Genomic DNA, 26374 nt, shown 5'->3' with positions numbered 1-26374 from the left:
AACCAGGGTTATAACTTCAGGTTCTCCAGTATCTGGGCCAGAAGCGGATCAGCTTCCTTCAGTCCGGCGAGCGGCGACTTGCGTGTGGAATAGCGCTTGTCGAAGACCACCAGATCCAGCGCCCGGCACATGGCCCGGAAATTGGCCGAGATACTCGAGGGAGCCACCCCATATTGCCTGGCCAGCTCGTGCTGGCTGATTCGATGGTCGCACTCCAGGCGGGCCATGGCATATACCACCGTGGCCACCCACAGCTCGGGCTTGCGAAAGGAGGGCTGCACCTTGGAACAGTAGTCATGCCACAGGTGCAGAGCTCCCTGAACCTGACCCGGCCCGTAACCTCTCACCCGGAGGTCTTCCATCACACCCCGGGCCACATCGGCATGGGTTACCGTCGGCCACTGGTAATCCTCGGGCTTTTTAAAGTTCTCCTGTTCCCGGGAACCCTCCTCTGCATTCCCACCGGCCGGCAAAAGCCCCAGCTTGCGACGCAGCTTCTGCAGGTCATAATGGGGTTCTCCCTTTAATTCCCGGCTGGTTTCCACCAATTCCAGTTCGCGAAATAGCTCTTCCAGCCTGGCCCTGCCTTCGGCAGTACGGCAGGCCTCCCGGGGAGTTTTCCCATCCAGGGCCGGAACGGGCTTATCGATCCAGCGGTCGTAATATTCATCCAACACAGCCTCGGTAATTTGCTGGGCAATCCGGGCCGAAATCCTGTCAAACAGGGCATCGTTGACCGGCGGAAAATACTCGTCTCCCTCACTATCATCAACTAAATGGGGCAGGGTATAATTAAACCCCATCTCCACCACGATGGCGTTGATGATATGGGAACGATCCCGCAGGTAATCACTGAGCACCTGCCTGGTAGGAGCATTCCGTTTCCGGGCATAAAACCGCAGGTCCCGGCGCAGCTTTTTCAACAGGACATCTTTGCAGAAACCCGGTAAAGCAAGACCACTGGTAGAAAACTCGTACTCGTCTCCCACCTTTAAAACCCGCATAAGCAGGATAGTCCCCGGCTGAAGCTCGGCAGCTGCATTTATATCATGTACCTTTAGTTCCCTTTTTTGAAGGAGATCCCGTAACACAACCCCTTTGCGGGGCAGAACCTTTAGCACTTCATAAAGGGAAATCCTCGCCGCGGCCCAGTCTGCCAGTAAGGCCTGCTCCCTTTCCGAGAGATCAGGATTCTGCCGGAAAGTTTCAATGATGGTTAACCCGTCAGGGAGAACATAATCGAAAATAAACCATTCAAAGCATCTTTCCATGGTAAATTCGTCATCGCGGTCAACCAGTTCCGGATCAAGGCAATTGAGATACTTTTCCTGCGCCTTAACCACTTCCTGGGCAAAACACTGGCTATCGGCAAATTCGCCCAGTTTACGGCGTAACTCCTGACCGGCACGCCGCCACCTGTACTGTTCCAAAAAAATTACCTTTTCCCTGATACCACAGCAGTTACGATAAGACTTCCCGCTCCCGCAAGGGCAAAGATAGTCAGCCATTCCAAAACACCTCCTTTACCGGCAGCGAACCTGGCCCGCGGGTTGTGCAATCATTCTTGTTTATTTTAGTTTATTCTAAGTGATTCAACACGGGCAGCATTATTCCTGCTTAACCGGCAATAATTCCAGTTTTAGTTGTTCCCCCTCCCGTTCGACTTTTACTCCCAACCGGGAAAAAAGGGAAACCGGCAGGTATATACTTCCTCCCCGGATCATGAGAGATCCCAATCCCAACTTTTGTCCCCCGATTATGGCCGTTTTCATGCCCACGTCCAGAATAAGCTCCCGGTCACCGGCGCGGGCTAAAACCTTATGACCTTCGTGCTGCCAGTGGACACTGAACCCCAGAGCCTCCAGGGTAAATCGCAGGGGAACGCAGGTTTCCCCGGCCTGAATCAGGGGTGATAAATGATCGCTTATTTTTTCCCCGTTAACGAAGACACCGGTACCCGATAGATTAAATAATACGGTACGCGGTGACCGGGGCTGCAATTCCTGCCGGGCAGCCACCAGTTGCAGGGATGGCGTGGAAACCCACCGGTCGGGCTCAACGCCGCGGCCATCAATTGACCTGCCTCCCGGAGTTAAATAACGGGCAATGGTTAATTTCAGTGCACCTCCCGTTTCCAGGGGAATGATGGCCTGGACAACCCCCTTGCCGTAAGTACGGTCGCCCACCAGCACTGCCCGCCGGTAGTCCTGTAATGCTCCGGCCAGAACTTCGGCGGAACTGGCACTCATGTTGTTGACCAGGACCACCAGGGGCAGATCAAGGGCAGGGGTTTTACCGGCGGTATAATAAACTTCCTTTTGATCATTCCGGTCCACCGTGGTGACTACCACCTGACCGGCCGGCAAGAAATAACCGGCCAGATCAACGGCAGCCTGCAGGTATCCCCCCGGATCGTTACGCAGGTCCAGGATCATTCCCTTGATCCCCCTGGCCCGGAATTCCTGCATCAGGATACCAAATTCCTCGACCGTCCTGGAACTAAAAAAATGCACTCTAACGTAGCCGATATTTCCAGGAAGCACCTCCCATTCAACCGTGGAACTGCTCACTTTTTCCCGTACAAGTTCCACATTGAAATCGGGAACACCTCCACGGCGAATGGTCAGTTGCACCCGGGAACCGGCAGGACCGCGAATTCTTTCCACCACCTGGGAAAGGGTCAACCCGGCTGTATCTTCCCCATTCACCCGGATAATCAGGTCTTTTTCCCTGATTCCGGCCCGGTAAGCAGGTGAGTCGCGCAGTACCCTGGCCACCTGCGGGTAAGGGGGCCATCCTTCCAGTTCCACGCCAATTCCGGCGAAATTTCCTTCCAGGGAATTGGTAAAATTATCAAGGTCTTCGGCAGTAAAATATTCCGTATAAGGGTCACCCAGCCTGCTTAAAAGGCCATTAATGGCCCCGTCAACCAGCTGGTCCACACCGGGACGGGCAATATGGTAATGGTAAACATAGTCCATCACTTCTGACACCGTAGCAGCTGCCCGTTCCAGGTCGTCGCCCGCACCGGCAGGAAAAACAGGCAGAAAAAATAATAAAGCCATCACCAAAAGGATTATTCTTATTTGCAAACCGGCTCACCTCAAAGCTTATGATCCATAAGTTGTAATTCGCCCTGCCCGGGTTAATCTCCTGCCGGAACCTCCGAAAGAAAACAGGGGCATGTTTAAATTTATCAACATTTTTATGCGGAAGGTATTGCAGATTTACACGGTGAAATAATTAAAAAAAAGGCAGGTGCGTGGTTTTGCAGGCAAGCACGTTTCTAATCCTGGACGGCAACAGCCTGGCCCACCGGGCCTTTCATGCCATACCCCACCTGGCGACCAGTCAAGGGGTAGCAACCAATGCCGTCTACGGTTTTACCAATATGCTTTTTAAAGTCCTCAAAGAGGTCAAACCCGACCTGGCAGCCGTTTGCTTTGATAAGGGGAGGGTTACCTTTCGCCACGATCATTATGAGGACTACAAGGCCCACCGTCCGGGTACCCCCGATGAATTGCGCCCCCAGTTCCCCCTGATCAAAGAAGTTTTAGCGGCCATGAACATCCCCGTGCTGGAGTGTGAGGGATACGAGGCTGATGATCTAATAGGTACGCTGGCCGGCCGGGCAGAGCAAGCGGGAATCTCCAGCATTATCGTTACCGGTGACCAGGATACCCTGCAACTGGTTTCACCCCTGACCAGGGTGTTCCTCACCCGTAAGGGAATCAGTGAACTGGAGGAATACACTGAAGGCCGGGTATGGGAACGTTTTGGCATTACCCCGGCACAGTTTCCAGATTATAAAGGGCTGGTAGGAGATCCTTCCGACAATATTCCCGGCGTACCGGGAATTGGTCCCAAAACGGCTAAAGCCTTACTTAAGGAATATGGCAGCCTGGAAGAAGTGGTATCCCATGTGGACGACCTGCCCGCCCGTCAGCGGGATAAAATACGCCAGTATCACGAGCAGGCTTTGTTATCCAAACGACTGGCCACCATTGAGCGGGAGGTACCCCTGGAGATTAACCTGGATGCTTTTCGCTGGCCGGGGCCGGATTATAATCAGTTGCTATCCCTCTTCAGCAGGCTGGAATTTAAAACCTTAATCCGGGTCATCAGGCAAGAGCTGGGGGAAAAAGAAGAAGCTGAAGGCAGGCAACCTGCCCGGGAGGTGGAAACCTACCGGGTAACCTTCCGGCACCTCACCGGCCGGGAAGATTTATCCCGTTTGGTGGAACTGTGCCGGCGCGCGGGCCGGGTGGCTATAGCTTTGAGCGGGAGCCGCCAGGAAGGCATAGTGGCGGCGGCCCTGGGATTAAAAGCCCCCGGGGACAGTCCGGAAGCACCCTATCTATCAATCTTTTACCTGGAACCGGGGGACCCGGCCAGCAACCCGGCAGCCCTGGATGCCCTGGCCAGGATTTTCCGCGACCCCGATACAGAAAAGCTCCTCCATGACGGCAAGAGCGCCCTGTGGCTTTTACAAAAGCACGGCCTCGCCTTAAACAACCTGGCTTTTGATACCATGGTGGCTGCGTACCTGCTCAATCCCGCCTCGGCCAACCAGGAACTCGCGGACCTGGCCCTGGAACATTTAAAAGTTGTCCTGCCCGCCCGGGGTGAGGAAGCCCTGGCGGCCCGGGCCGACGTCATCTGGCGCCTGTCGGAACTGCTGGCCGAAAAGCTGCGCCTGGCGGAAATGGAAAGGTTGTATTACGAAGTAGAGTTGCCCCTGGTAGCCGTCCTGGCCGACATGGAAATGACCGGGGTGGCCGTGGATAAACAATACCTGGAAGAAATGTCCCGGGAACTGGAGATAAAGCTCGCCGCTATAGCGGAGCAGATTTACCAGCTGGCCGGGGAACAATTTAACATCAACTCTACCCGCCAGCTGGGTTACATCCTTTTTGAAAAGCTGGAATTGCCCGTAATCAAAAAAACCAAAACAAGTTATTCCACCGATGCTTCCGTGCTGGAGGAACTGGCCGGCGCTCATCCCATTGTTCCTCTGGTACTGGAATACCGCCAGCTGATGAAATTAAAATCCACCTACGTTGACGGCCTGGCCGCCCTGATCAATCCCGAAACGGGCCGGTTGCATACCACCTTCCACCAGACGGTAACGGCTACCGGACGGCTATCCAGCTCCGATCCCAACTTGCAGAACATCCCCATCCGCATGGAGGAAGGACGCAAAATCAGAAGGGTTTTCATCCCCCGCCGGGAGGGAAACCTGATCCTTACCGCCGATTACTCCCAGATCGAATTGCGGATTCTGGCCCACATGTCCGGGGATCCCAACCTGCTGGAAGCCTTCCGCCAGGGCCAGGACATCCACACCCGCACGGCCGCCGAGGTTTTTGGCGTGGCCATTACCGAAGTAACGGCCGATATGCGGGGCCGGGCCAAGGCGGTCAACTTCGGTATTGTCTACGGCATCAGTGATTTTGGCCTGGCCCGGGACATTAACGTCTCCCGCCAGGAAGCCCGGCAATACATTGAAAATTACTTTGCCCGTTACGCAGGGGTAAAGGCTTTTATAGAGCGCACCATCCAGCAGGCCAGGGAGAAGGGCTACGTAACCACTCTTTTAAACCGGCGCCGCTACCTGCCGGATCTCTTTAGCGCCAACCGCAACGTGCGCATGTTTGGCGAGCGTACCGCCATCAATACACCCATTCAGGGCAGCGCCGCCGACATCATCAAGCTGGCCATGGTGCGTATCCACCGGGAATTAAAGGAGCGGGGACTGGCCACCAGGATGATCCTGCAGGTGCACGACGAATTGATTTTCGACATGCCTGCCGGGGAACTGCCGGAGGTTTCCGAACTGGTCCGGCGGCACATGGAAAACGCCCTGGTGCTGGACGTCCCGCTGGTGGTAGACATGAAGCTGGGGCCAAACTGGTACGAGGTGAAAAAAATTTAGGAGCGAAGCAGATGCCTGAATTACCGGAAGTAGAAACGGTCAAGCGCACCCTGAAGGAAAAATTGCCCGGTCTCACCATCTGCGGTGTAAATATCTATCTCCCCAAAATCATCCAGACACCCTCACCGGAGGAATTCTGCCACCTGGTGGTGGACAAAAGGATCCTGGACGTGGGCCGCCGGGGCAAGTACCTTTTAATCTCCCTTTCACGGGGGCTGATGCTGGTCGTGCACCTGCGCATGACGGGGCGACTGGTCTACACCGCCACGGATGAACCCCGGTCAAAACACACCCACCTGATTTTTCACCTGAACAACGGCCACCAGCTGCGCTTTACCGATATGCGCCAGTTCGGCCGCTTCTGGCTGGTGCCGGCAAAGGAGTTCAAGACCGTCAGCGGGTTGAAAGACCTGGGGGTGGAGCCCTTAAGCGGGGAATTTACCATAGATTTTTTCAAAAAGGAATTAAAAAAGCGGCGCACCCGTTTAAAAACCCTTTTACTGGACCAGACATTTATTTCCGGCCTGGGCAACATCTACGTAGATGAAGCCCTCCACCGGGCGGGGCTGCACCCCTCAAGACAGGCAAACACCCTCACTCCCGGGGAAGTGGAGGCCCTTTTCCAAACCATCCGGGAGGTGCTGGAAGAGGGAATTGCCAGCCGGGGTACCAGCGTGAGGGACTATGTGGACGGCACGGGACAGGCCGGTACCTTTCAAGAAAAACTAAGGGTTTACGGCAAAAGCGGCCGGCCCTGCATGCGGTGCGGCAAAACTATCGAACGCCTGCGCCTGGGCGGCCGCAGCGCCTACTTTTGTCCCGGATGCCAGAAGTAACCTGGGCTTTTAAAATCACCATTCGGCCGTTCCTCCCATACAAATGGTTAGGAGACTTTAAAAACCACCCGGGAGGGACTGGTCAGTGGAGTTATTCACCATCCTCATCTTTGCACTCGCCCTGAATATGGACGCCTTCGCAGCCGGGGTAGCCTACGGGGTAAGGGGTATCCGGCTGCCCTTTTCTTCCGTACTGATCATCAGCCTCATGTCGGTGACGGCCATCAGCCTTTCCATGATCACCGGGAACCTGGTGGCCCAGGCCATCTCCATAAGCTTCGCCCGGCGCCTGGGCGGGATCATCTTAATCCTCATCGGGCTCTGGATAATGTTCCAGGCTCTCAGGGAAGGGAAAAAAGGAGTTGGACCGTCTGACTGTGAAGAGGAACCCCAAACGGTGGTCCAAATAAGGATCCGCACCCTTGGGGTAATGGTCCAGGTACTGCGGGAACCCCACCGGGCCGACCTGGACCGCTCGGGCGTGATCTCTGCCGGGGAGGCCATCCTGCTGGGCCTGGCCCTGGCCCTGGACGCCTTCGGCGCCGGCTTTGCCTTTTCCATGCTTGGTTTCGACCTGGTGCTCACCGCCCTTTTAGTTGGCGCCGGGCATATAATTACCACTTATGCGGGCCTGCTGGCCGGCCGGGGGTTTGGTGCCACCGCTCTTGGCCGCCAGTTCTCCGCCCTGCCCGGATGCATATTAATCTTGCTGGGGCTATTCAAATTGCAGTAATTTATGCTCCAGCGGCTACGGGGCCGGCCAATCCGTCCCCCTCACTCATTTATCCTCAGTGCAGGAACCTGGACTTACAGGGCGAATTGCTTGTATATAGTATGAAAACATCCGTGTTGCAACTGCCCGCAAGCAAATTTTTGGAGTGATGACTGCTTGTCTTTACACTTGAAGAGGAGTAAAGGCTTCAAGGTGCGGTTATTTTTCTTCATTTTAACGTTGCTGGCAATCCTGAACATCGATCACCTGGGCCGGCTCATCTACCCCTTCCCTTACCGGGAAACGGTAATGGAGTATGCCGCCGGCCGCGGGCTGGATCCTTACCTGGTAGCGGCGGTGATTAAAACCGAGAGCAACTTTAATCCCCGGGCCACATCCCGCCGGGGTGCCCGGGGATTGATGCAGGTAATGCCGGAAACGGGAACCTGGGCGGCTGAAAAAATGGGCCTGCCCTGCTACCACCCGGACCTGCTGTATGATCCGGAATTCAATATTCGCATTGGCACCTGGTATTTAGCCGACCTGTACCGGACTTTTAACCGGGACACCATCCTGGTTCTGGCTGCCTATAACGGCGGGCAGGGAAACGTGCAAAAATGGCTGGAACAGCAGCGCTGGACGGGCGAAAAAAGCAAACTGGACCAGATCCCTTTTGCTGAAACCAGGGAGTTTGTCCGTAAAGTACTCTGGAACTACCAGGTTTACCGCTATCTTTACGGGAGGTGACCGCGGTGAAAAACACAATTAAGGGAGCCTTTTACGGTGCCACAGTAGGGGATGCCCTGGGCGGCCCGGTGGAACTGATGAGTGCCGGCGAAATCCGCGAAAAGTACGGCGTCCTGAAGGATATGGTCGGCGGCGGCTGGCTGAATTTAGAACCCGGGGAATACACCGATGATACCCAGATGACCCTGACGGTAGCCCGGGGCATCCTGGCCAACCCCGTCTCCCCCATTGAAGAAATCGGTCGCCGCTTCATCCGCTGGTACCAGTCCAGGCCCAAGGACATCGGCAACACCACTTTAATGTCTTTCCGCAATTTCCTTCGCACGGGCAACTGGCAGGAAGCCTCCCGCCTTACCGCCCAGGCCCTGAACAAGCTCGACTCCAACGGAGGGCTGATGCGCACCCTGCCGGTGAGCTTCGGTTACTGGCACAACCTTCCGGCCATGGCCAAATGGTCGGTGGAAATAGCTTACATGACCCATTACAGCCAGGAGGGCGCTGCCTGCTGCCTGTTTTACAACCTGCTGATCTACCTGCTGGGGTCCCAGCGGCATTTAAACCGGCGGGAAGCAGTAACCCGGGCCCTGCACCTGACGGATCAATACTGCAAGCAGGTGGGCATCCAGCCGAGCAAATTTTTCTGGTATATTATCCGCCACATCCAGAAGGGTGCACCGGAGGTTGTCCCCCGGGGCAGCGCCCTGGATACCCTGGCCGCAGCGCTGCAGTGCTTTTTGAATACGGAAAGTTTTGAAGATGCCCTTATTACGGTAGTCAACCGGGGGGATGATACGGATACCGCCGGTACGGTAACCGGCGGCCTGGCTGGAACCTATTACGGCTTTGAGGCCATCCCACAGAGGTGGCTCAAGGAGCTCAAAAATACCGAACCGCTGGATGAAGTGATAGAAGGATTTTATCAGCTGATCAAAAGCCGTGAGCATAACCCGGACCCCGCCGCTCCGGCAGATCATTCCCGTGCCTGGCCCACCTGCTGGAGCTGAGTGGATGCTCTTTAAAAATTAAGTGATGTAACCGGATTAAAGCCGGCACTACAGGTTTAAAGTCTCATTCATGCTCCCGCTCCGGAAGCCCTGTATATCCAGCGTTACATAGGTATATCCCAGTTGCTTTAATTTTTCACTAATTTCACCGGATCGCTGGATAATAAAAGCAAGATAATCCTTTGGCACCTCTATCCGGGCCAGGTTGCCGTGGTCCCTGACTCTCAGCTCCGGAATGCCCAGCTGCCGTAAAAACCTTTCCCCTTCTGCCACCCGTGCCAGTCCTTCCCGGGTAACGGGGGTGCCGTAGGGGAACCTGGTGGCCAGGCAGGGAGAAGCCGGCTTGCCGGCAGTGGGCAACCCCAGCTGGCGGGATAGCGCGCGGATCTCCCCTTTAGTCAAACCTGCTTCCTGCAGAGGGCTGCGAACCCCCATTTCCTTTGCGGCTTTTATGCCCGGCCGGTAATCGCCCGTATCATCGGCATTCAGGCCGTCGAGCACGCAATTTAAGCCGTGGATGCGGGCCTCTTCCCATAATCTGGCATACACTTCTTTCTTGCAGTGGTAACACCGGTCCGGAGGGTTGGTGGCAAACACCGGGTTGTCCAAACCCTTTGTTGCTATAGCAAGATGTTTTGCACCAATCAAACGGGCCAGATCTTTCGCTTCTTCCACCTCTTCCGCGGGGTAAATATCGGAGGTAGCCGTAACCGCCAGAACTTTTTCCTCCCCCAGAACCATATGGGCCACTTTAAGCAGTAAGGTGCTGTCTACCCCCCCGGAAAAGGCCACCAGACAACCACCCAGATTCTCCAGAATTTTCTTCAGATGATCAAATTTATTTAAGAGGCTCATGGTTGTCACCTGCCTTTATAGTCTTTCGCCGTAAAATGCGAACCTCCTCCGGATAAGACAGGATCTATATTTTCTAATGCAGGAATTTTTTGTTTTGATGTAGAAAAAAGGCCCTGTTATCTAATCTAGAATTACAGGAGTGAGACGGGGTGGGGTTTTTGAGCCGTAGCAAAGGATCAATACTTCTGGTGGAAGACTCTACGTTAACCAGGTTTTATTCCAGGAGGCTTTTAGAAAACAACGGTTATGAAGTAGCAGAAGCGGTCAGCGGGGAAGAAGCTCTGGTCAAAATAAGGGAAAGGCTTGATCCATTTGATCTTATTGTTATAGACATTAACCTGCCCGGTATCGATGGCCTGACCACTATAGAAAAAATAAAGGCCATTCCGCATTACCGTCACGTTCCGGTAATGATTTTGACTGTTGAAGCAAAGATATCCACGGTTAAGCAGGCCATCCAGGTGGGCGCCATCGAATACCTTTGCAAGCCTTTCAGCTCCGAACAATTACTGCAGCGGGTAGAAAGGCTTATTGGACACAGCGAAAACCCCCGCGAAATTTTAGAAAGGTTGCTTAGATTAGAAATTAACCGCGCCAAGAGAGGAAATTCAAAATTTTCCCTGGTACTGGCGCAGAGAACAGCAGCCGGCAGGTTCAACACAGCAAGTGTAAAGAGGATTCTGCAGAAAAAGCTGCGTGAAATTGACGAGGTACTGATGCTTGATGATAACCTCCTGGCGCTGGTACTTCCCTTAACAGATAAGGAAGGAGCAGCCACAGTAATAAAAAAGCTGCAGGAATGGGTGGCTGAAAAAGGGTGGCGCTTTGGCCTGGCGGTTTACCCGGAAAACGGCGGGAATGGCAAAGAATTGTTCAGGTACGCCCAAACCACGATTTCAGAAAGCTGAAATCCGGTGAAGGCAATTGCCCCAACCGGACTGCTTTCCTGGAGCAGAGCAAAATCACGCACCGGGATTTCTGGCCGGGCACGCCCCGGGCACTCCTGCAGCTATAGCCCGGCTGCCGCCTGCTCCCGGTTCTCTCTGTTTTCCCTTCGACTTTTCATAATCAGCGAAGGAAGCAACACCTGCCGGTAGAAACAGCAGAGTAGCTACCCCCCCCCCCATTGGTATTAACTACCATTTCATCTTCCGGGATCTGGAGGAAAGCCTCCACCACGCGCGGGTCAAACTGCCGGCCCGCCCACCGCCGCAGTTCCTCCCGCGCCTGCCGGGGAGTAAAGGCCTGCCGGTAGGGCCTGGCGGACGTCATGGCATCGTAAGTATCGGCCACACGGATAATGCGCGCCAGGAGAGGAATCTCTTCTCCCACCAGACCGGCGGGATAACCACCGCCGTCAAAGTCCTCGTGGTGGTGCCGTACGGCCGCAATGACCGCCGCCGGAAATCTGGCCGGTTCCAGGATCCTGGCCCCCACCTCGGGGTGGCTCTGCATCTCCCTTCTTTCTTCCGTAGTAAGGGGCCCCGGCTTGAGCAGGATGTCTTCCCGCACGCCGATCTTACCCAGATCATGTAAAAGCCCGGCCAGGTAAACCTGTTCCTGTTCTCCGGCGCCAAGTCCCAGCACGCGGGCACATGCCCGCGCCCAATTCGCCACCCGCACAGAATGACCCTTTGTATAAACGTCCCTGGCCTCCAGTGCCGCCGCCAGCGCCTGCACGACGCTCGAATAATACTCCCGCAGCGACGAGTAGAGACGGGCATTCTCCAGCGCCAGCCCGGTCTGGCCCGCAATGGTCGCCAGGTAACTGACTTCATCTTTACTCCAGCGCCGCGGTACGGGGGAGTAAACCTTCAACGTGCCCAGGATCCTTCCACCCACCTTCACCGGCACCACGGCCACAGCCCGCATCTCGGCCGCATAGTAGGGCAGGTGCGTACCGGGTCCGCTGGCGGCCAAGTCTTCCACTACGGCGGGTCTTCCCGTCTGGAGCACCCTGCCCAGCAGGGTACCGTCCGGCCGGATACGGCCTGCCCTGGCCTGCAGCTCCGCGCTCATGCCCAGGCCGGCTTTCAGCACCAGTTCGCCCGTCTCCTCGTCAAGCAACCGCAGCGCACACCATTGTGCACCCAGCACGTCCCTTACATTCTCCAGAGCCGACTGAAGTACCAGATCCACATCGAGGCTGCTCGATACCACCTGACCCACTTCGATTAACCGTTCCAGCATGGTCGCCCTTACCTGCAGCTGGCGGAACAGGCGGGCGTTTTCCAGCGCCAGCCCCAGGCCGGTGCCCAGGGTAGTTAAAAAAACGGTCTCATCTTCGGTGAAATGCGCACCTTCCGGCCTGCCCGCTATGGTGAGTACGCCCGTTACCTTACCCCCAACCGTAAGAGGTATGGCTACCGCCGGCCGCTTCTCTTCAGGCGTGCTACCTTCGGGACGGCTGTCAAAGTGTGCGGCGCGGGCCTCCCGTTCAACGGCGGCGACTATTTCGCCTGCAGGCACGACCCGGAACTCGTTGCAGGACTCCAGGGTAGCCGCCGTTTCGCTTTCCGTGACCCCCGGCATCACCTCATTCAACATTACCACCGACCCGCTGGTGGCCCCGGTCAACCCCAGCACGGCTTCCAGGGCCTGCTGCGCCACTTCGGTCACCTGAATACTGCTGGTAACCGTCCGGGTGAATTCAAAGAGAGTGGTAAGCTCGTCCACCTTCCTTTGAAGTTCCTGCCTGGCGTGCAGCAGCCGGGCCACGGTGCCCGTTACTGCCTGTGCCAGCCCCATGGCTGCCCGGAGCCGTTCTTCCGGCCAGATGGGTATTGCTCCGGCTGCCGCCTGGAGTTTTCCCGGGTCAAGGCCAGTTTCCCGGGCCAGCCGCACCACTGCCTCCTCCGCCGGCAGCCGCAGGGCCACGTTGCCGCCCAGCATTACAGCCACGATTTCTCCGGCCACCCGCAGGGGAACCGCCAGGTGTACCAGCCCGGCGTGACAGGTGCGGATGACTTCCTTCCCCGCAACCACAGCAATCCTGGCGGAGCTCGCACGCGAATCCGCACATCTGGCCCGTCCTTCCGGGCTGGTGTTGAGCAGGGTGCAGAAAGCACACTGGCTGGACGGTTCGGTCAGCGGACGCCCGTCCGGATATGTGGCCATTACCGCCAGCCCCAGAGCCAGGCTCATACTTTCCAGAAGCTCCTGCAAACCAATTTGCTTCAGCTCTTCATAGTACGGCACCAGTTTTTCTTTATCCATGATAGTGGACCCACACCCCCTCCTTTTCGGTAATTCGTGTTGCGTTAGATATGGATTGAAACATTGGAACAAACCGGGAGAGTATATCAACCACCCGGTCCTGCCCCGGATGGATGAGTATCCACACCACTCCCCGTATAATGGTAATTGCCCGAACACTGCTGTGCACACTATACTCATCCTACAGCATTACGTTGCAGAAAGCAAGCCATGGAACTGGATCGACAGTCCACCATAAAAAGCAAACCTCCTTCGCTACCCAGGTTTTTACGTAACGGGTAACCGAAGGAGGCTGAATCCGGTGTGGCTTGCGTGCCTTTTTAATACCACCGGACCATACTTTTTCCGCAGCCGGTGGTATTTTATTCCAGCAACGCAGGCCATTGATTTTTCTGTTTTTGGTGCGGGCGGGGAGACTTGAACTCCCACGGGTTGCCCCACCGGATCCTAAGTCCGGCGCGTCTGCCATTCCGCCACGCCCGCATAAAAACTGGTGAGCCATGGAGGACTCGAACCTCCGACTCCCTGATTAAAAGTCAGGTGCTCTACCAGCTGAGCTAATGGCCCACTTAATTCCGTAAATATAAAATTATAGTTGGCCGCTGGCAGAATAACTGCCCCATGCGACCAACTACTACTGCCTTGTTTGGCTGGGGCGGCTGGATTCGAACCAACGAATGGCGGGTCCAAAGCCCGCTGCCTTACCGCTTGGCTACGCCCCAGCGTGGGGTGGAAGATGGGACTCGAACCCACGACCCCCAGGGCCACAACCTGGTGCTCTAACCAACTGAGCTACATCCACCACATGCTGCTGCGCACAGGAACGAAACCTTTTCCCGGTACGCCCCTGCTCCGTCAGCATTTGTTATTATAACAACCCCGTTCCCAAAAGTCAAGGAGATTTTGATGTAAATTTATGGTGGCGACGGATACTGGCCAACTATACGCAGGCATAAACGGCCGGCGTATAGCAGGTTTTTTCTTTGAGCAGACGATTATTGTGGCTTAATACCTTAAATAGTTGCACATCTCGAGCAAAGCCACAACGGATGAAAAATTTCCTGCCTGTATTGGTTACCTGTCTGACATATAAAATAGTGCCCTGTTCCAACGCCTGCTCCAGGTAACCCAGCAGTAACCTGCCCAGTCCCCTTCCCCGCAACTCTTTTTTGATCAGTATAATATCAATTTGAATTAAGTCCAATCGTTCCGGGATAAATACGCAGAACCCCACCGGTTGGCCATCGCTGCCGAACATGGAGAGGACAAAATGCTCTGACATCTTCTTAAGACCGGGATAGTCGGGATTAATCTCTCCCAGGTCATCAAACAAACAGGAAAGAGTTTCACAAATAAACCACGGTACCTTTCCTACCCCCGGCAGGCGGCTGGCAAAATAGGTACCCATTTGCTCTGCCCCTTCCGGAAAGTAAAGATAAAAATGATACTCCACCCGCGATATCAAGGAACCCCCACCACCTCATGAGCGCTCCGTGCAGGTTGCCGGGGTGACCGGGTGTCTTCCGGAGCTTTTCCTCTCTTTTTAACCTATTATATACCAATCTTATTATACCACGGTACTGAGCTTTTGGAATCCCCATCTTATCCATTAAACAAGTTGGTGGAACCAATTTCCATCTTTTTGGTAGCCCTGCACCTTTTTCAGGCTTCGTTCATACCCTATTATTGAAACCAACAACATACTAGAATAGAAAGGAGGCAACTATATGGCTCCTGATCCCGGCTACTACTACTACGGCCACTTCTCCTTCATTCTCTTCTTGATTCTGATCCTGCTGTTCTTCGGCAAGGGCTTCTTCCCCTACCAGGCCCAGTAAAAACCTTCAGGCCGGGCGCAAAAAAATGGCGCCCGGCTTTCTGCTAATGCCATTTGTTTCTATGGCGTTTGTAGATCTTCGTGGCGTTCTTGCCAGTAATCCAGCAGAATCAGCGACGGTTTTGCGGCAGATCTGCAATTTCCCAAGCTGGAATTCCTTTGGACCTGAGGTTCCCTTCTTTATCCAACCAGAGGCGGATGCCTTTTTCCTCCCTATCAAAACGATAAACCCGGCCGCCCACCACTATAGAAGCGTTCTCAAAGGCATATCCTACGGTTACCACGGCTGCCGGGCCAGTCACCACCCTCGTAGTGGCCCCACCTCTGGACCCCAACTCTCCCACATGCACATCCCCGCCAGCCTGTATCTCGCCACCACGAAATACCCCGGATACAGTCACTTTCTTACCAGCCTGGATCCGGGAATTATAACAACCACTCCCCACCACCAGGACATCGCCGGTAGCTACAACGGTAGAATTGTGGACGCTTGACGCCACCACATCACTTTCTGCAGACGGCGGGGACGCAAAGGCCTGTTCCCATTCCCCGGCTCGTCGGGCCAATGTTTCGATCTCCCGGAGGTCACGCACGGCCAGAGGAGAACGAACCAGCGCCCGTTCGATTTCCCGGATAAACTCTTCCAGGCCTTCAGCGACCATTCCCGGGGGCATGGTTTCAACCTGCTTCTTGAAAGTACTTGCGGCAGCGGGAAGGTGGCGAAACTTCCCCTCCAAGAGCAACTTTACCAGGGGGCCGATACCGCGTTTAAGATCGCCCTGCTTGAACGCCGGGTGACCCAGTAACTGCCGGATAGCCATGGTCATCTCCTGCAAACCAGCCGCCAGGGTATGAACCTGTGGCAGCATTATTTGCAGGAAAGCAGGGGCTCCTCCAGCAATCACTATTGATGAGAGGATATTCCTCCCAACCAGGACGGAACCCGTGGCCTGAACCCTCGCGCCGGAGACCAACCCTCCCACCCTGACATTCCCGCCCGCTTCTACCACCATCCCTTCTGCCACATTACCGGCAATCAGGATATCTCCTTTAAAGACAATGTTACCTGAAGCAAGGTCTACGTCACCATCATGCACCAGCTCAGGTAACACACTTACCTTTACTAAGTTGCGCCAGCGGGAGGCCACAGGACGTCCAGGCCGGGCCGCTACGGCCCGATCACCATCCCTGGTAAGCACCGCCCCTTCGCCTACCGAAAGGATGAAGTCCCGGGGCGACGGCGGCACAATTACCTCACCCTTGACGCTGGTGCCGGGACGACCCGGCTCAGGCGGGTGTTTGACAGCCAGGACGTCTCCCGCCTCCACCGAAGTAAAAACATAGCGTTCCCGGAAATCCACCGCTTCGTTTTCCCCCGCCGGTACCGGTACCTTGGAATTAGAAGAAAAAAGCAATTCTACCCGGCTGTCTTTTCCCGGTTCCGCAGGAATACCCCGGGCGATAACCACCTCCTCTTCAGCGCAGGATGTAACACGAAAGCAAGCTTCCCAGTCTACGCCATAGTTAATTCCCAGCCGGGACAACTCCCGCAATAGTTCGTCCCATGTGAGTGGGGGAAAACGTTCTTCCCGTTCCACTACCTTCAGTTGCAGTACCCTGGCAGGCGGGAGATCCGGCAGTTCCCGGTGAACTACCACCGCAGGGCGCGTTCGCAATATCGCTTGTAGACCATCGGAAGAAACGGATACAGACCAGCTCCCTTCTCTACGCTCTTCCACCGTTTCCACCCGCACCGTATCCTTCATGGATACGGGGGTGGGTTGAGTGCACTCCCGGCCGTTAACAATCAGCCTTACCCCCGGACAAGGTACCACCACCGGGTAAGGTCCCTCCGGCCGGTGCCATACAACAAGGCGCCCCTGTTTCACAAAAGCATATGGACCCACCGATTCTCCATCCGGAAAAGCATTGTCCACTGTACTCGCTGTTGCTGCGGGGGAGCCCCGGATAGTTTCTTTATATTTCATAAGGAACCCACCTCCTGCTAAGCGTTGGGATTTGTCTTAAGAGCTTCCAGTACTTGAAAAAAACCTATTACATCCAGGTCTTCTCGAATAAAATCGGGGATACGAACAATTCTCAAGGTACGCCCCTGCTTGTACAGGTGTCTGACCTGACTCAGAAGCATCCCCACCCCGGAAGAGTCTATGAACCGGAGTCCCTGCAGATCTATCTCCACCACTTCTTCCGTCCGTCGCTGAATTTCCTGTTGCAACTGCTCCACATTGCTGAAATCCAGTTCGCCCTCCACCTCCAGGATCGCCATCCCTTCCTTTTGCTGGACTCTAATTTCCACCCCTTTCACCTGCCTTTCCCGTCACCTTCATAACAACCAGTGTCACGTCATCCTTTTGGGAAAAACCGCGGGTAAATGTCTCCAGGTCAGATAAAATGTTTTGTCTCATCCTGTCTGCATCAGCACCATTCTGAAGGCGAACTATCTCCTTCAATCGTTCCTGCCCGTACCTTTGCTCGCCCGGTCCACAGGCCTCCACAAGTCCATCGGTATACAGCACCACCGCATCTCCGTCGGCAAGAAAAAATTCCTCCTCCCCTGACCCAAGGTAATCTTCCAGCAGGCCCAGGGCGACTCCCCGGCACCGGGCCACTTTCACCTTGCCGTCAGATAGAAGGAGGGGAGGGTGGTGCCCTGCATTGACACAGGTGAGTCGTCCAGCTATCCCGTCGTAACACAGCAGGCATAGGGTGGCAAAAGCCCCGCATTTCCGCAGTTCATCCCCTCCCACCCTGTTTAACCGGCGCACCACCTCCAGAGGATGGGGATTAATCCTGATACACTCCCGGAGCATATGGCGGATTGTTTCCATCAGCCGGGCCGCATGGAATCCTTTACCCATTACGTCTCCGATGACGGTAAATACGGTTCTCTCGTCGCAGGAAATAAACTCAAAAAAATCTCCCCCGACCTGTTCGGCAGGCAGGCTACACCCACTAACTTCCAACCCGTAAGCCCTTAGTATTTTTCCATTCCCTGTAATCACTTCTCCCATCCTGCTCCTACCTCTCTTCTCCGCCCGGAGCGGTGTTTTGCGCCAGGAGCCTGTCCAGCCCTACCAGCCGCATCACCTCCGCCACATCAGGTTGCGGCCTCAAAATCAGCATCTGGCCTCCTTTTTGCCGCCAGTCGTTGCTAATGTCCAGCAAACTTTTCAAACCGGTGGAATCAACGAAAGAAACGCCCGAGAGGTCAACTTCCAGTGTGTGTTCCTCCACCTTCCCAACAACTTCTTGCAATTGTGCTACCGTTTCCACGTCCAATTCACCGTTCAGCACTACCCGGCACACCCCCCGGTCAACGTAAACATCCACTTTCAGCAACAAAATCACCCTCTTTCATTGGTCTTGTCCGGTTTTAACCTACCTGCAGGCACAACGCCAAAGTCCAGGGCCAGGGCGGTACCTGACGGTCCTGTATTAAGGTAGAGGTGGTCCGCATAGTAGAGCATCAGGGTAAATCCACACCCCAGGGAATTCTTGGTTGAATAATGTTGCATCAGCGTTGCCCGGGCCAATTCGCTGGTTTTGATTCCCGGACCCCGGTCCTGAACGATAATCCTGACGGTGTCCCCTGACTGCCTGGCTTGCCAGCAACCGCCCCCTGCATGTTTGAGAGCATTGGCCAGCGCCTCTGTCAAGCACAAGGCAATCGCATGCTGCCTGCGGCTGTCGAGAACAGGCAAGGCTTCCCGCATTGCCCGGCGGGCTTCCGGAATGTCATGGGTCTGCCGGACCTCACCCCTGGCCAGTTCCGTCCCTTCTGAGATCACTTTTTCCATTTCTCCACTATTCACCAGGTATAACCGGCCCCCCGTTACCGCCGCTATGGCCTCCCGGTAAGCCTGCATCTCCTGCTGGTGCATCTTTCTCTCCTTTTCAATCACCTCGGTGATGTCAAAGGCCAGCAGTCCACCGCTCCTGTGGTCGAAGGGCACGCCGTGAAGGTCAAACACCTTTTGCCCGTCAGCGCTAATGATCACCTCGCGGCGGTGTTCGGCCTGGCGGATAGCCTGGCGCATCAGTTTTTCCGCTTCTTCCATAGGCAGGTCCAGGTCAGCCTGGCCCGAAAGGTAGCGGAAGCGCCCTCCTTCATATTTCATCACCTTCCCCACCCTGAGAGCGTTAATTAGTTCGGATTTCTCCACCTCAGCCAGCAGTTTCTCCCTGACCAGGTCCTGAAGGTGCTCCGGCAAGTGCCGGGAAATCTCCTGTATTAGCTCGCCGGCGCTTCCGGCCAGCAACTGATACTCCTCCCTGCTAAGACGACGGGCAGTCCCCTGCTTCCGGTGGACACACAGGATATCAAAAACGTGGACGTTATTTTTCCCTTTGAACGGTACCCCGGCCACCTCGACCCACAAGTTTTCCTGCAGCCTGATTACATACCGCCCCGGAACAGGAGCTTCCGTTTCCAGCCCAAACTCCGTGGTATTTAACACCAGGATGCGAGCCGGATACTGCCTGCCATGCTCATCTTCCAGTAACACCCGGACAGGCGGCGAAGGCACCCGCCGAAGGGGGCTTAGCTGGACAAAATACTGGCACTCCACACAAGGACGGTCCGGTTCTTTCTTTGCGCATTCAAGACACCGTTGCATTTTTTCACCACCCTTCTGCCTTTCAGCCCCTCCCGGCCCTATGCCCTTTCAATTGCCACAATACTGCCAGCAAACGTCCCAGCCATTGGCTCTGTTAGAGTCGACCTCTATACCCCAAATGGATAAACATACTTTTATAAGCAGGAACGACAGCCTGACCAGGCTGCCGCAACAAAACATCATTAAAAAGAAAACAATCAATACCTTTATCGCGGCAGCCTGGCAGTCATACCCTTTAGGGCTGCAGACCCATGGCTTTGCGCCCCACCCTTTCGAGTGGTTTGCCTTTAACACAATAAAGACAGTAAAGTTTTTAATTTAACACTTAAAAGGCTGATTCAACACCGCCAGAACACAGAAAATTTCCGACCAGCGAAAAATTCAGCCCCTGAAGATCCATAACCACCGGTACCAAAGCCATGTCCGCAAACAAGATACCTGCACCCAAAAGTTAATATACGATATCTATATTTTATTTTCCTTTCCGAAAGAAGCAAGACAATGTAATATAACACGATTCTACTTAATGTCAAGTTTTACCACACCATGACCTCCAGTCATTTCAAAGTGAACTATCCCCAAATTATCCCTATTTCGCTAATTTCGCCGGTTTCGCCAGAAACAATAAACGCCGCAAACCCTTGCGGCGTCTAGCTTTTTTGGAGCTGGTGGTCGGATTCGAACCGACGACCTGCGCATTACGAGTGCGCTGCTCTACCCCTGAGCCACACCAGCACTTTTCTGTTGTCTCACTTGACTAACCGGCGCATTACTTATATTAACGCATGTAGGGCCATTTGTCAATTGGTATCGCCCGGTGGGGCCGGGTCGTACGCCTTCGAGTTGCAATAGCTGCAGTTTTAAGGGCAGGCCGCCGCTAAAACCGCCGGGTGATCCATCCCGGCGGATTACCCGGTGGCAGGGAATGACCAGAGGAACCCGGTTGGCCCCCAAAGCCCCGCCCACGGCCCGGGCGGCCCGGGGATTCCCGACGGCTGCCGCCACCTGCTGGTACGACCATAATTCACCGTACCCGATGCGCCGTACAAAATCCAGCACCCGGGCCACAAAAGGGGTGCACCAGGAAAGATCCACGGGAATATCCGCAAAGGAAAGCGGCCGGCCCTGGAAGTAATGGTTCAGCCTTTCTTCCAGGATCAGAGGCCACCTTTTTACGGCAGGCTCGCTGGTTTCATTAATTTTTACAGGCATTGGTTCATCCTGCAGGGCAGTCAGGGCTTCCTCCCGGCTTGGACGGGGAAATGTCAGGACCAGCAGCCCCTGCTTACCCCAGGCAGTACCAACCCAGCCCGCTTTGGTGGATAATAAATGAAGCCCATTCACAGAACGCCCCCCACAGCCGCAAAATAGAATAATCTATTTTTCTGCTGCCGCCCGGATAAAAATGGCCAGACCCGTGATAATAATCGCCCCGCCCACAAGCTGTAAGGGTGAAGGTACCTGGTGAAAAATGATATAAGCCAGAATGGTTGCCCCCACCGGCTCGCCAAGTATACTCACTGAGACCACGGCAGCCTTGACATAACGCAGGGCCCAGTTAAAAATGGTATGCCCGAAAATGGTGGGCACCAGGGCCAGGAGGAAAAACCACAGCCATGTGAAGGGCGGGTAAGGAAAAAAGGACAAACCGGTGAGCAGCGCACCCAGGAACAAAGTCACGGTACTGGCCCCGTAAACAACAAAAATGTACGGGAATAATGACAGGCGGTGCCGTAAACCGCGCCCGATCAATACATAGCCGGCAATAAAAATGGCCCCGGCAAAAGCCAGGATATCTCCCCAGAAAGCCTGCCCACCGATCTGAAAATCACCCACACCCACAATAATGCTGCCGGTTAAAGCCAGGGATGCCCCCACAAGCCCCGTGCGGGCAATTTTTTCTTTAAAGATAAGGTAGCCACCTAAAACCACAAATAAGGGTTGCATGGTGACCAGCACGGTGGAGCTGGCAATGGATGTGTACTCAAGGGAAGTAATCCAGGCAGTGAAATGCAATGCCAGCAACACGCCGGAAAGGCAGGCCAGCATTATGTCACGCCGGCCCATGGAGCGCAGTTCTTCCCGTCCCCTGGTCAGGGCAATGGGAGCAATCATGAGCACGGTAAACCCCAACCGGTAGAAGGCAATGACCAGAGGTGGAGCCATGGCGAGTTTGGTAAAGATGGAAGAAAAGGCGGCTCCCACCACCCCCATCAGGATGGCCAGGTAGGGATTGACAAAGGGGCGCTCCAGGCCGGTGGTTAATGACCCTGGCCCCTCTTCAAGGGAGCGATATTCTGGCGCTTTTTGAGGCATGCTCATTCATCAAGTCTCCTACTTTGAACAACCAGGACTGCCCTTCATATTCTACCAATCAAGCAGAGATTCCTGCCAGGCAAGTGAACTTCCACCGGGCAAATCCGGAAGCTTTACCCCGGACAACTATTGTCAAAATACCAGTCGCCCCACGGGCTAACAACCCGGCTTTTACGACCGGAATAAACCTCTGGTTTTCACACAAGTGAGCCTATACAAACAACCCGGTAGACAAATAACGCTCCCCGGTGTCCGGGAGCAAAACCACCACGGTCTTACCCCGGTTTTCCGGCCGGCCGGCCACCTGTAAAGCCGCCCAGACGGCCGCCCCCGAAGAAATACCCACCAGCAGGCCCTCCTCCCGGGCCAGACGACGGGCGGTGTTCAGCGCATCTTCATCGGCCACCTTTACAATCTCGTCCAGCAAAGCCATATCTATTACTTCCGGTACAAAGCCCGCGCCGATGCCCTGAATTTTGTGCGGGCCGGGCTTCCCGCCGGAAAGCACCGGTGAGGCGGCCGGTTCCACCGCCACCGCCCTCAGGGAGGGACGGCGGGCTTTCAGAACGGAGGCTACCCCGGTAATGGTACCTCCAGTACCAACACCGGCCACAAAGAAATCCACTTCCCCTCCGGTATCCCGCCAGATTTCTTCGGCGGTGGTGGCCCGGTGGGCGGCCGGGTTGGCCGGGTTGGCAAATTGTTGCGGCATAAAGGCATTGGGATGGGAGGCCGCCAGTTCCCGGGCTTTGCGTACGGCCCCGGCCATGCCCTCGTTCCCGGGGGTAAGAACCACTTCGGCCCCGTAAGCGGCGAGAAGCCTGCGCCGTTCCAGACTCATGGTTTCAGGCATGGTCAGCACCAGCCGGTAACCCCGGGCCGCGCAAACCATGGCCAGGCCAATGCCGGTATTGCCGCTTGTAGGCTCGATGATTACGGTATCCTTGTTGATTAATCCTTTTTCCTCCGCCTCACGGATCATGTTGTAAGCAATCCGGTCTTTAACGCTGCCACCGGGGTTAAAATACTCCAGCTTGGCCAAAACAGCAGCAGGCAGATCGGAAGCTATCTTTTGCAAGCGGACCAGGGGCGTTGCCCCGATCAATTCCGTCACGTCATTAAAAAGGCGCATGCAACCAACCTCCTAAGGTATAAAGAAGCCCCGGAAATAACATACCCCCGGAAACGGTGGGAAATCATTAAAATGAAAAGCCGGCCCCGGGATTACTACTGCTACATAAACTCTCTTTTTCCTCCCGGCTTATAAAAAATTTTTCCCACATAGGTACCGGGTGAGTGGCGAAAATTTTTCCGACAAAAAGGTTGCCCGGAAAATAAAAGGCCCCCGCGCAAGGAACACGGGGGCTTTTCAATGTTCGTTTTACCTTACATTGGAGGCATTCCGCCACCCATGCCGGTATCCTTTTCCTTTTCCGGCTTTTCCGCCACCAGGGTTTCAGTGGTCAGAATCATAGCGGCAATGGAAGCGGCATTCTGCAGGGCAGACCGGGTGACCTTGGCCGGGTCCACAATACCGGCTTCAATCATGTTCACATACTCGCCAGTCAAGGCGTTGAAGCCCATACCATCGGGCAGGGCCCTGACCTTTTCCACCACTACGGAACCTTCCGCACCGGCGTTGTTGGCAATTTGCCGCAGGGGTTCTTCCAGGGCCCGGCGTACAATGTCCACACCGACTTTTTCATCCAGGCTGCTGGTTTCGATATTGTCCAAAGCCTTGATGGCTGCCACATAGGCCACGCCGCCACCGGAGACAATACCTTCCTCCACGGCAGCCCGGGTGGCGTTCAGGGCGTCCTCGATACGCAGCTTCTTCTCCTTCATTTCAGTTTCAGTGGCTGCGCCAACCTGGATCACCGCTACGCCGCCAGCCAGCTTGGCCAGACGCTCCTGCAGCTTCTCCCGGTCAAAGTCGGAGGTAGTTTCTTCGATTTGCTTCTTGATGGAGGCGATCCGGGCATTAATCTTGTCCTGGGAACCGGCACCGCCGACAATGATGGTTTCTTCCTTCTTCACCCGTACCTTGGAGGCCCGGCCGAGCATGTCGATGGTAGCCTTATCCAGCTTCAAGCCCAGCTCTTCGCTGATTACAGTACCTCCGGTAAGAATGGCGATGTCCTCCAGCATGGCCTTGCGCCGGTCACCAAAGCCGGGAGCCTTGACGGCCACGCAGGACAGGGTGCCACGCAGCTTGTTCAGCACCAGGGTGGCCAGGGCCTCGCCTTCCACATCCTCGGCAATGATCAAGAGCGGCTTGCCGGCCTGGACGATCCTTTCCAGAATGGGCAGCAGATCGGCCACGGCGCTGATCTTCCGGTCGGTAATGAGGATGTAAGGATCGTTGAGAATGGCCTCCATCTTCTCGGTATCGGTGATCATGTACGGAGATATGTAACCCCGGTCGAAGTTCATCCCTTCCACCACTTCCAGGGTGGTGCCGATACCCTTGGATTCCTCGACGGTAATTACACCGTCCTTGCCCACCTTTTCCATGGCTTCAGAGATCAATTCGCCGATGGACGGATCGTTGGCCGAAATGGAAGCTACCTGGGCAATGGCAGCCTTGCTTTCCACCGGCTTGGCGGCCGCTTTGATTGCCTCTACGGCTTTTTCTACCGCCTTTTCAATGCCCCGCTTGACGATCATCGGGTTGGCCCCAGCTGCTACGTTCTTTAGACCTTCCCGCACAATGGCCTGGGCCAGCACAGTAGCAGTGGTGGTACCATCACCGGCCACGTCATTGGTCTTGGTGGCTACTTCTTTAACCAGCTGGGCGCCCATATTCTCAAAGGGATCGGTTAATTCAATTTCCCGGGCAATGGTCACACCGTCGTTGGTGATCATGGGAGAACCAAACTTCTTCTCCAGCACCACGTTGCGGCCCTTTGGTCCCAGGGTAACCCGCACCGCTTCAGCCAGAGCATTTACGCCTCTTTCCAGGGCACGGCGTGCTTCTTCCCGGAAAATAATCTCTTTACCAGCCAATTTCCTCGACCTCCTTAGATATTTTGATCACGCGTTCCAAAGCACCATTTACTTTTCAATAACCCCAAGGATGTCGGCTTCGCGCATGATCAGATATTCTTCATCATCTATCTTGACCTCGTTACCGGCATACTTGGAGAACAAAACCCTGTCCCCGACTTTGAGATCAATAGGTACACGGGTGCCATTTTCCAGCAGGCGGCCGGGACCTACCGCCACCACTTCCCCCTCCTGGGGCTTTTCCTTGGCGGTTTCAGGCAGCACAATGCCCCCCTTGGTCTTCTCCTCGCTGGGCAGCGGCTTGACAACCACCCGTTCACCTAATGGTCTAATCCTCACCTAAAACCCCTCCTTATAAGAGATTGTTTTCTTCTATTGTTAGCACTCATTTAAACCGAGTGCTAATACCAAGTATTATAATATAAAGGGGGAAGGGCAAAAAGCAACTGCCCTCAAAAGACTTAATCCCCCTTTTTAACCGCTCAAGGCAAATTACCTGATATTATCTCGCATTTTCTCCCGCCATTGAGCTATTATCATTACTTCTTGCCCAAACATTTCTTAGCCTTCCTAGAAACATTTTCCCCACAAAAAAAATACTTTATACATGCAAAACAAAAACACCCGCCAGGGCGCTTAGATATTGGTCACGTTTTACACAGAAAAGCTCAATGATCCGGCCGTAAGCTTTTACCGCGGGCAGAACTCCCCTTAGTCCGCCCCGCACTCCCCACTCCGACCGGTCAATATTTCCAACCCGTGGGAAAGGGCCGGCAATATTACCTCCAGGCATTCCCGTACTGCCTTAGCACTGCCCGGCAGGTTGATGATGAGCGTTTGGTGACGGATGCCGGCCACCGCCCGGCTCAGCATGGCCCGGGGCGTTTTTTTGAGGCTTTCGTAGCGTATCGCCTCGGGAATACCCGGCACTTCCCGCTCAATAACCGCCCGGGTCGCCTCGGGGGTGTTATCCCGCGGGCTGAAGCCTGTACCCCCGGTGGTTAAAATCAAGTCCAGCTTCTCCTGGTCGGCCATTTTAATGAGTATTTCCTTCAAGACATCCAGGTCATCAGGCACAATACGGTAAGACACCACTTCTCCCCCGATGCCGGCCACCATATCCCGGATCACCTGCGCGCTCTTATCCTCCCGTTCACCCCGGGACCCTTTGTCACTGGCCGTGAGAATACCTACCCGCCACATGGCCAACACCTCCATCGCATGTAAGGTCGGGACACAAAAACGTTTGCAACACTGCCTTTACAGTTGAAGC

22 protein-coding genes, 5 tRNA genes and 1 riboswitch are annotated in these 26374 nt (G+C 55.0%); of the genes, 6 read left to right on the top strand and 21 right to left on the bottom strand.

What is annotated here, in order from left to right; translation table 11 throughout:
* Positions 1-8 precede the first annotated feature (8 nt).
* Positions 9-1508 carry a DUF7986 domain-containing protein gene (locus D7024_RS02945; RefSeq protein WP_121452435.1) on the bottom strand — a complete coding sequence of 500 codons (1500 nt, stop codon included), beginning with the start codon at positions 1506-1508 and terminating at the stop codon, positions 9-11.
* 99 nt (positions 1509-1607) lie between these two features.
* Positions 1608-3092, bottom strand: a complete 1485-nt coding sequence (locus D7024_RS02940) for a S41 family peptidase (RefSeq protein WP_121450453.1) — start codon at positions 3090-3092, stop codon at positions 1608-1610.
* A 176-nt stretch (positions 3093-3268) separates the two neighbouring features.
* Between D7024_RS02940 and polA the strand changes: the two genes are divergently transcribed.
* From polA to D7024_RS02915, 5 genes are all read left to right on the top strand, one after another.
* Positions 3269-5935 (top strand): DNA polymerase I, encoded by a 2667-nt coding sequence (gene polA / locus D7024_RS02935; RefSeq protein WP_121452434.1) that lies wholly within the window; start codon positions 3269-3271, stop codon positions 5933-5935.
* 11 nt (positions 5936-5946) lie between these two features.
* Positions 5947-6771 carry a DNA-formamidopyrimidine glycosylase gene (mutM, locus tag D7024_RS02930; protein WP_121450452.1) on the top strand — a complete coding sequence of 275 codons (825 nt, stop codon included), beginning with the start codon at positions 5947-5949 and terminating at the stop codon, positions 6769-6771.
* A gap of 85 nt (positions 6772-6856) precedes the next feature.
* The gene (ytaF, locus tag D7024_RS02925; RefSeq protein WP_121450451.1) at positions 6857-7504 is read left to right on the top strand and encodes a sporulation membrane protein YtaF; all 648 of its coding nucleotides are present in this window, start codon (positions 6857-6859) and stop codon (positions 7502-7504) included.
* Positions 7505-7696: 192 nt separating this feature from the next.
* A complete protein-coding gene (locus D7024_RS02920) occupies positions 7697-8230 on the top strand; it encodes a lytic transglycosylase domain-containing protein (protein ID WP_341466938.1) in 534 nt (177 codons plus the stop codon).
* 5 nt (positions 8231-8235) lie between these two features.
* Positions 8236-9234, top strand: coding sequence for an ADP-ribosylglycohydrolase family protein (locus D7024_RS02915; RefSeq protein WP_165859248.1), 999 nt, complete (start codon positions 8236-8238; stop codon positions 9232-9234).
* 48 nt (positions 9235-9282) lie between these two features.
* Here D7024_RS02915 and larE read toward each other — a convergent pair whose 3' ends face one another.
* Positions 9283-10089 (bottom strand): ATP-dependent sacrificial sulfur transferase LarE, encoded by an 807-nt coding sequence (gene larE, locus D7024_RS02910; RefSeq protein WP_121450448.1) that lies wholly within the window; start codon positions 10087-10089, stop codon positions 9283-9285.
* Between the two features lie 149 nt (positions 10090-10238).
* On the opposite strand from larE, the gene D7024_RS02905 reads away from it, so the two are divergent.
* Complete coding sequence (locus D7024_RS02905) at positions 10239-10997, top strand: response regulator (RefSeq protein WP_121450447.1); 759 nt, start codon at positions 10239-10241, stop codon at positions 10995-10997.
* A gap of 160 nt (positions 10998-11157) precedes the next feature.
* Here D7024_RS02905 and D7024_RS02900 read toward each other — a convergent pair whose 3' ends face one another.
* The 18 genes from D7024_RS02900 to D7024_RS02815 all read right to left on the bottom strand — a co-directional run bounded on the left by D7024_RS02900 (position 11158) and on the right by D7024_RS02815 (position 26304).
* Positions 11158-13305: an HD domain-containing phosphohydrolase gene (locus D7024_RS02900; RefSeq protein WP_121450446.1), complete on the bottom strand. Its 2148-nt coding sequence runs from the start codon at positions 13303-13305 to the stop codon at positions 11158-11160.
* Positions 13306-13704: 399 nt separating this feature from the next.
* A tRNA-Leu gene (locus D7024_RS02895) sits at positions 13705-13788 on the bottom strand.
* 8 nt (positions 13789-13796) lie between these two features.
* Positions 13797-13872 (bottom strand) — tRNA-Lys (locus D7024_RS02890).
* 80 nt (positions 13873-13952) lie between these two features.
* Positions 13953-14027 (bottom strand) — tRNA-Gln (locus D7024_RS02885).
* A 3-nt stretch (positions 14028-14030) separates the two neighbouring features.
* Positions 14031-14107 (bottom strand) — tRNA-His (locus D7024_RS02880).
* 138 nt (positions 14108-14245) lie between these two features.
* Positions 14246-14713: a GNAT family N-acetyltransferase gene (locus tag D7024_RS02875; protein WP_165859247.1), complete on the bottom strand. Its 468-nt coding sequence runs from the start codon at positions 14711-14713 to the stop codon at positions 14246-14248.
* 539 nt (positions 14714-15252) lie between these two features.
* Entirely contained in the window at positions 15253-17130 is a 1878-nt protein-coding gene (locus D7024_RS02870) for a flagellar assembly protein A (RefSeq protein WP_121450444.1), read from the bottom strand.
* Between the two features lie 17 nt (positions 17131-17147).
* Complete coding sequence (locus D7024_RS02865) at positions 17148-17459, bottom strand: STAS domain-containing protein (RefSeq protein WP_243113668.1); 312 nt, start codon at positions 17457-17459, stop codon at positions 17148-17150.
* Positions 17449-18174: a PP2C family protein-serine/threonine phosphatase gene (locus D7024_RS02860; protein ID WP_121450442.1), complete on the bottom strand. Its 726-nt coding sequence runs from the start codon at positions 18172-18174 to the stop codon at positions 17449-17451. Before D7024_RS02860 ends, D7024_RS02865 begins: the two co-directional genes overlap by 11 nt.
* Before the next feature lie 7 nt (positions 18175-18181).
* On the bottom strand, positions 18182-18493 hold the full coding sequence (locus D7024_RS02855; RefSeq protein WP_243113818.1) for an STAS domain-containing protein: 312 nt from the start codon (positions 18491-18493) through the stop codon (positions 18182-18184).
* Positions 18494-18507: 14 nt separating this feature from the next.
* Positions 18508-19779 (bottom strand): ATP-binding protein, encoded by a 1272-nt coding sequence (locus tag D7024_RS02850; RefSeq protein WP_121450441.1) that lies wholly within the window; start codon positions 19777-19779, stop codon positions 18508-18510.
* A gap of 210 nt (positions 19780-19989) precedes the next feature.
* A riboswitch (cyclic di-GMP riboswitch) is annotated at positions 19990-20075 on the bottom strand.
* A 364-nt stretch (positions 20076-20439) separates the two neighbouring features.
* Positions 20440-20514 (bottom strand) — tRNA-Thr (locus tag D7024_RS02845).
* Positions 20494-21123: a methylated-DNA--[protein]-cysteine S-methyltransferase gene (locus D7024_RS02840; RefSeq protein WP_121450440.1), complete on the bottom strand. Its 630-nt coding sequence runs from the start codon at positions 21121-21123 to the stop codon at positions 20494-20496. Before D7024_RS02840 ends, D7024_RS02845 begins: the two co-directional genes overlap by 21 nt.
* 33 nt (positions 21124-21156) lie before the next feature.
* The gene (locus D7024_RS02835; RefSeq protein WP_435374069.1) at positions 21157-22095 is read right to left on the bottom strand and encodes a DMT family transporter; all 939 of its coding nucleotides are present in this window, start codon (positions 22093-22095) and stop codon (positions 21157-21159) included.
* Positions 22096-22306: 211 nt separating this feature from the next.
* A complete protein-coding gene (gene cysK, locus D7024_RS02830) occupies positions 22307-23227 on the bottom strand; it encodes a cysteine synthase A (protein ID WP_121450439.1) in 921 nt (306 codons plus the stop codon).
* Positions 23228-23481: 254 nt separating this feature from the next.
* Positions 23482-25101 carry a chaperonin GroEL gene (gene groL / locus D7024_RS02825; RefSeq protein WP_121450438.1) on the bottom strand — a complete coding sequence of 540 codons (1620 nt, stop codon included), beginning with the start codon at positions 25099-25101 and terminating at the stop codon, positions 23482-23484.
* 48 nt (positions 25102-25149) lie between these two features.
* Positions 25150-25440 carry a co-chaperone GroES gene (gene groES / locus D7024_RS02820; protein ID WP_207666882.1) on the bottom strand — a complete coding sequence of 97 codons (291 nt, stop codon included), beginning with the start codon at positions 25438-25440 and terminating at the stop codon, positions 25150-25152.
* Between the two features lie 372 nt (positions 25441-25812).
* The gene (locus D7024_RS02815) at positions 25813-26304 is read right to left on the bottom strand and encodes a MogA/MoaB family molybdenum cofactor biosynthesis protein (protein WP_121450437.1); all 492 of its coding nucleotides are present in this window, start codon (positions 26302-26304) and stop codon (positions 25813-25815) included.
* Between the last annotated feature and the right edge of the window lie 70 nt (positions 26305-26374).

Source organism: Desulfofundulus salinus (assembly GCF_003627965.1).
Classification (GTDB): Bacteria; Bacillota; Desulfotomaculia; order Desulfotomaculales; family Desulfovirgulaceae; genus Desulfofundulus; species Desulfofundulus salinus.
This window is presented reverse-complemented; position numbering and strand designations above follow the sequence as displayed.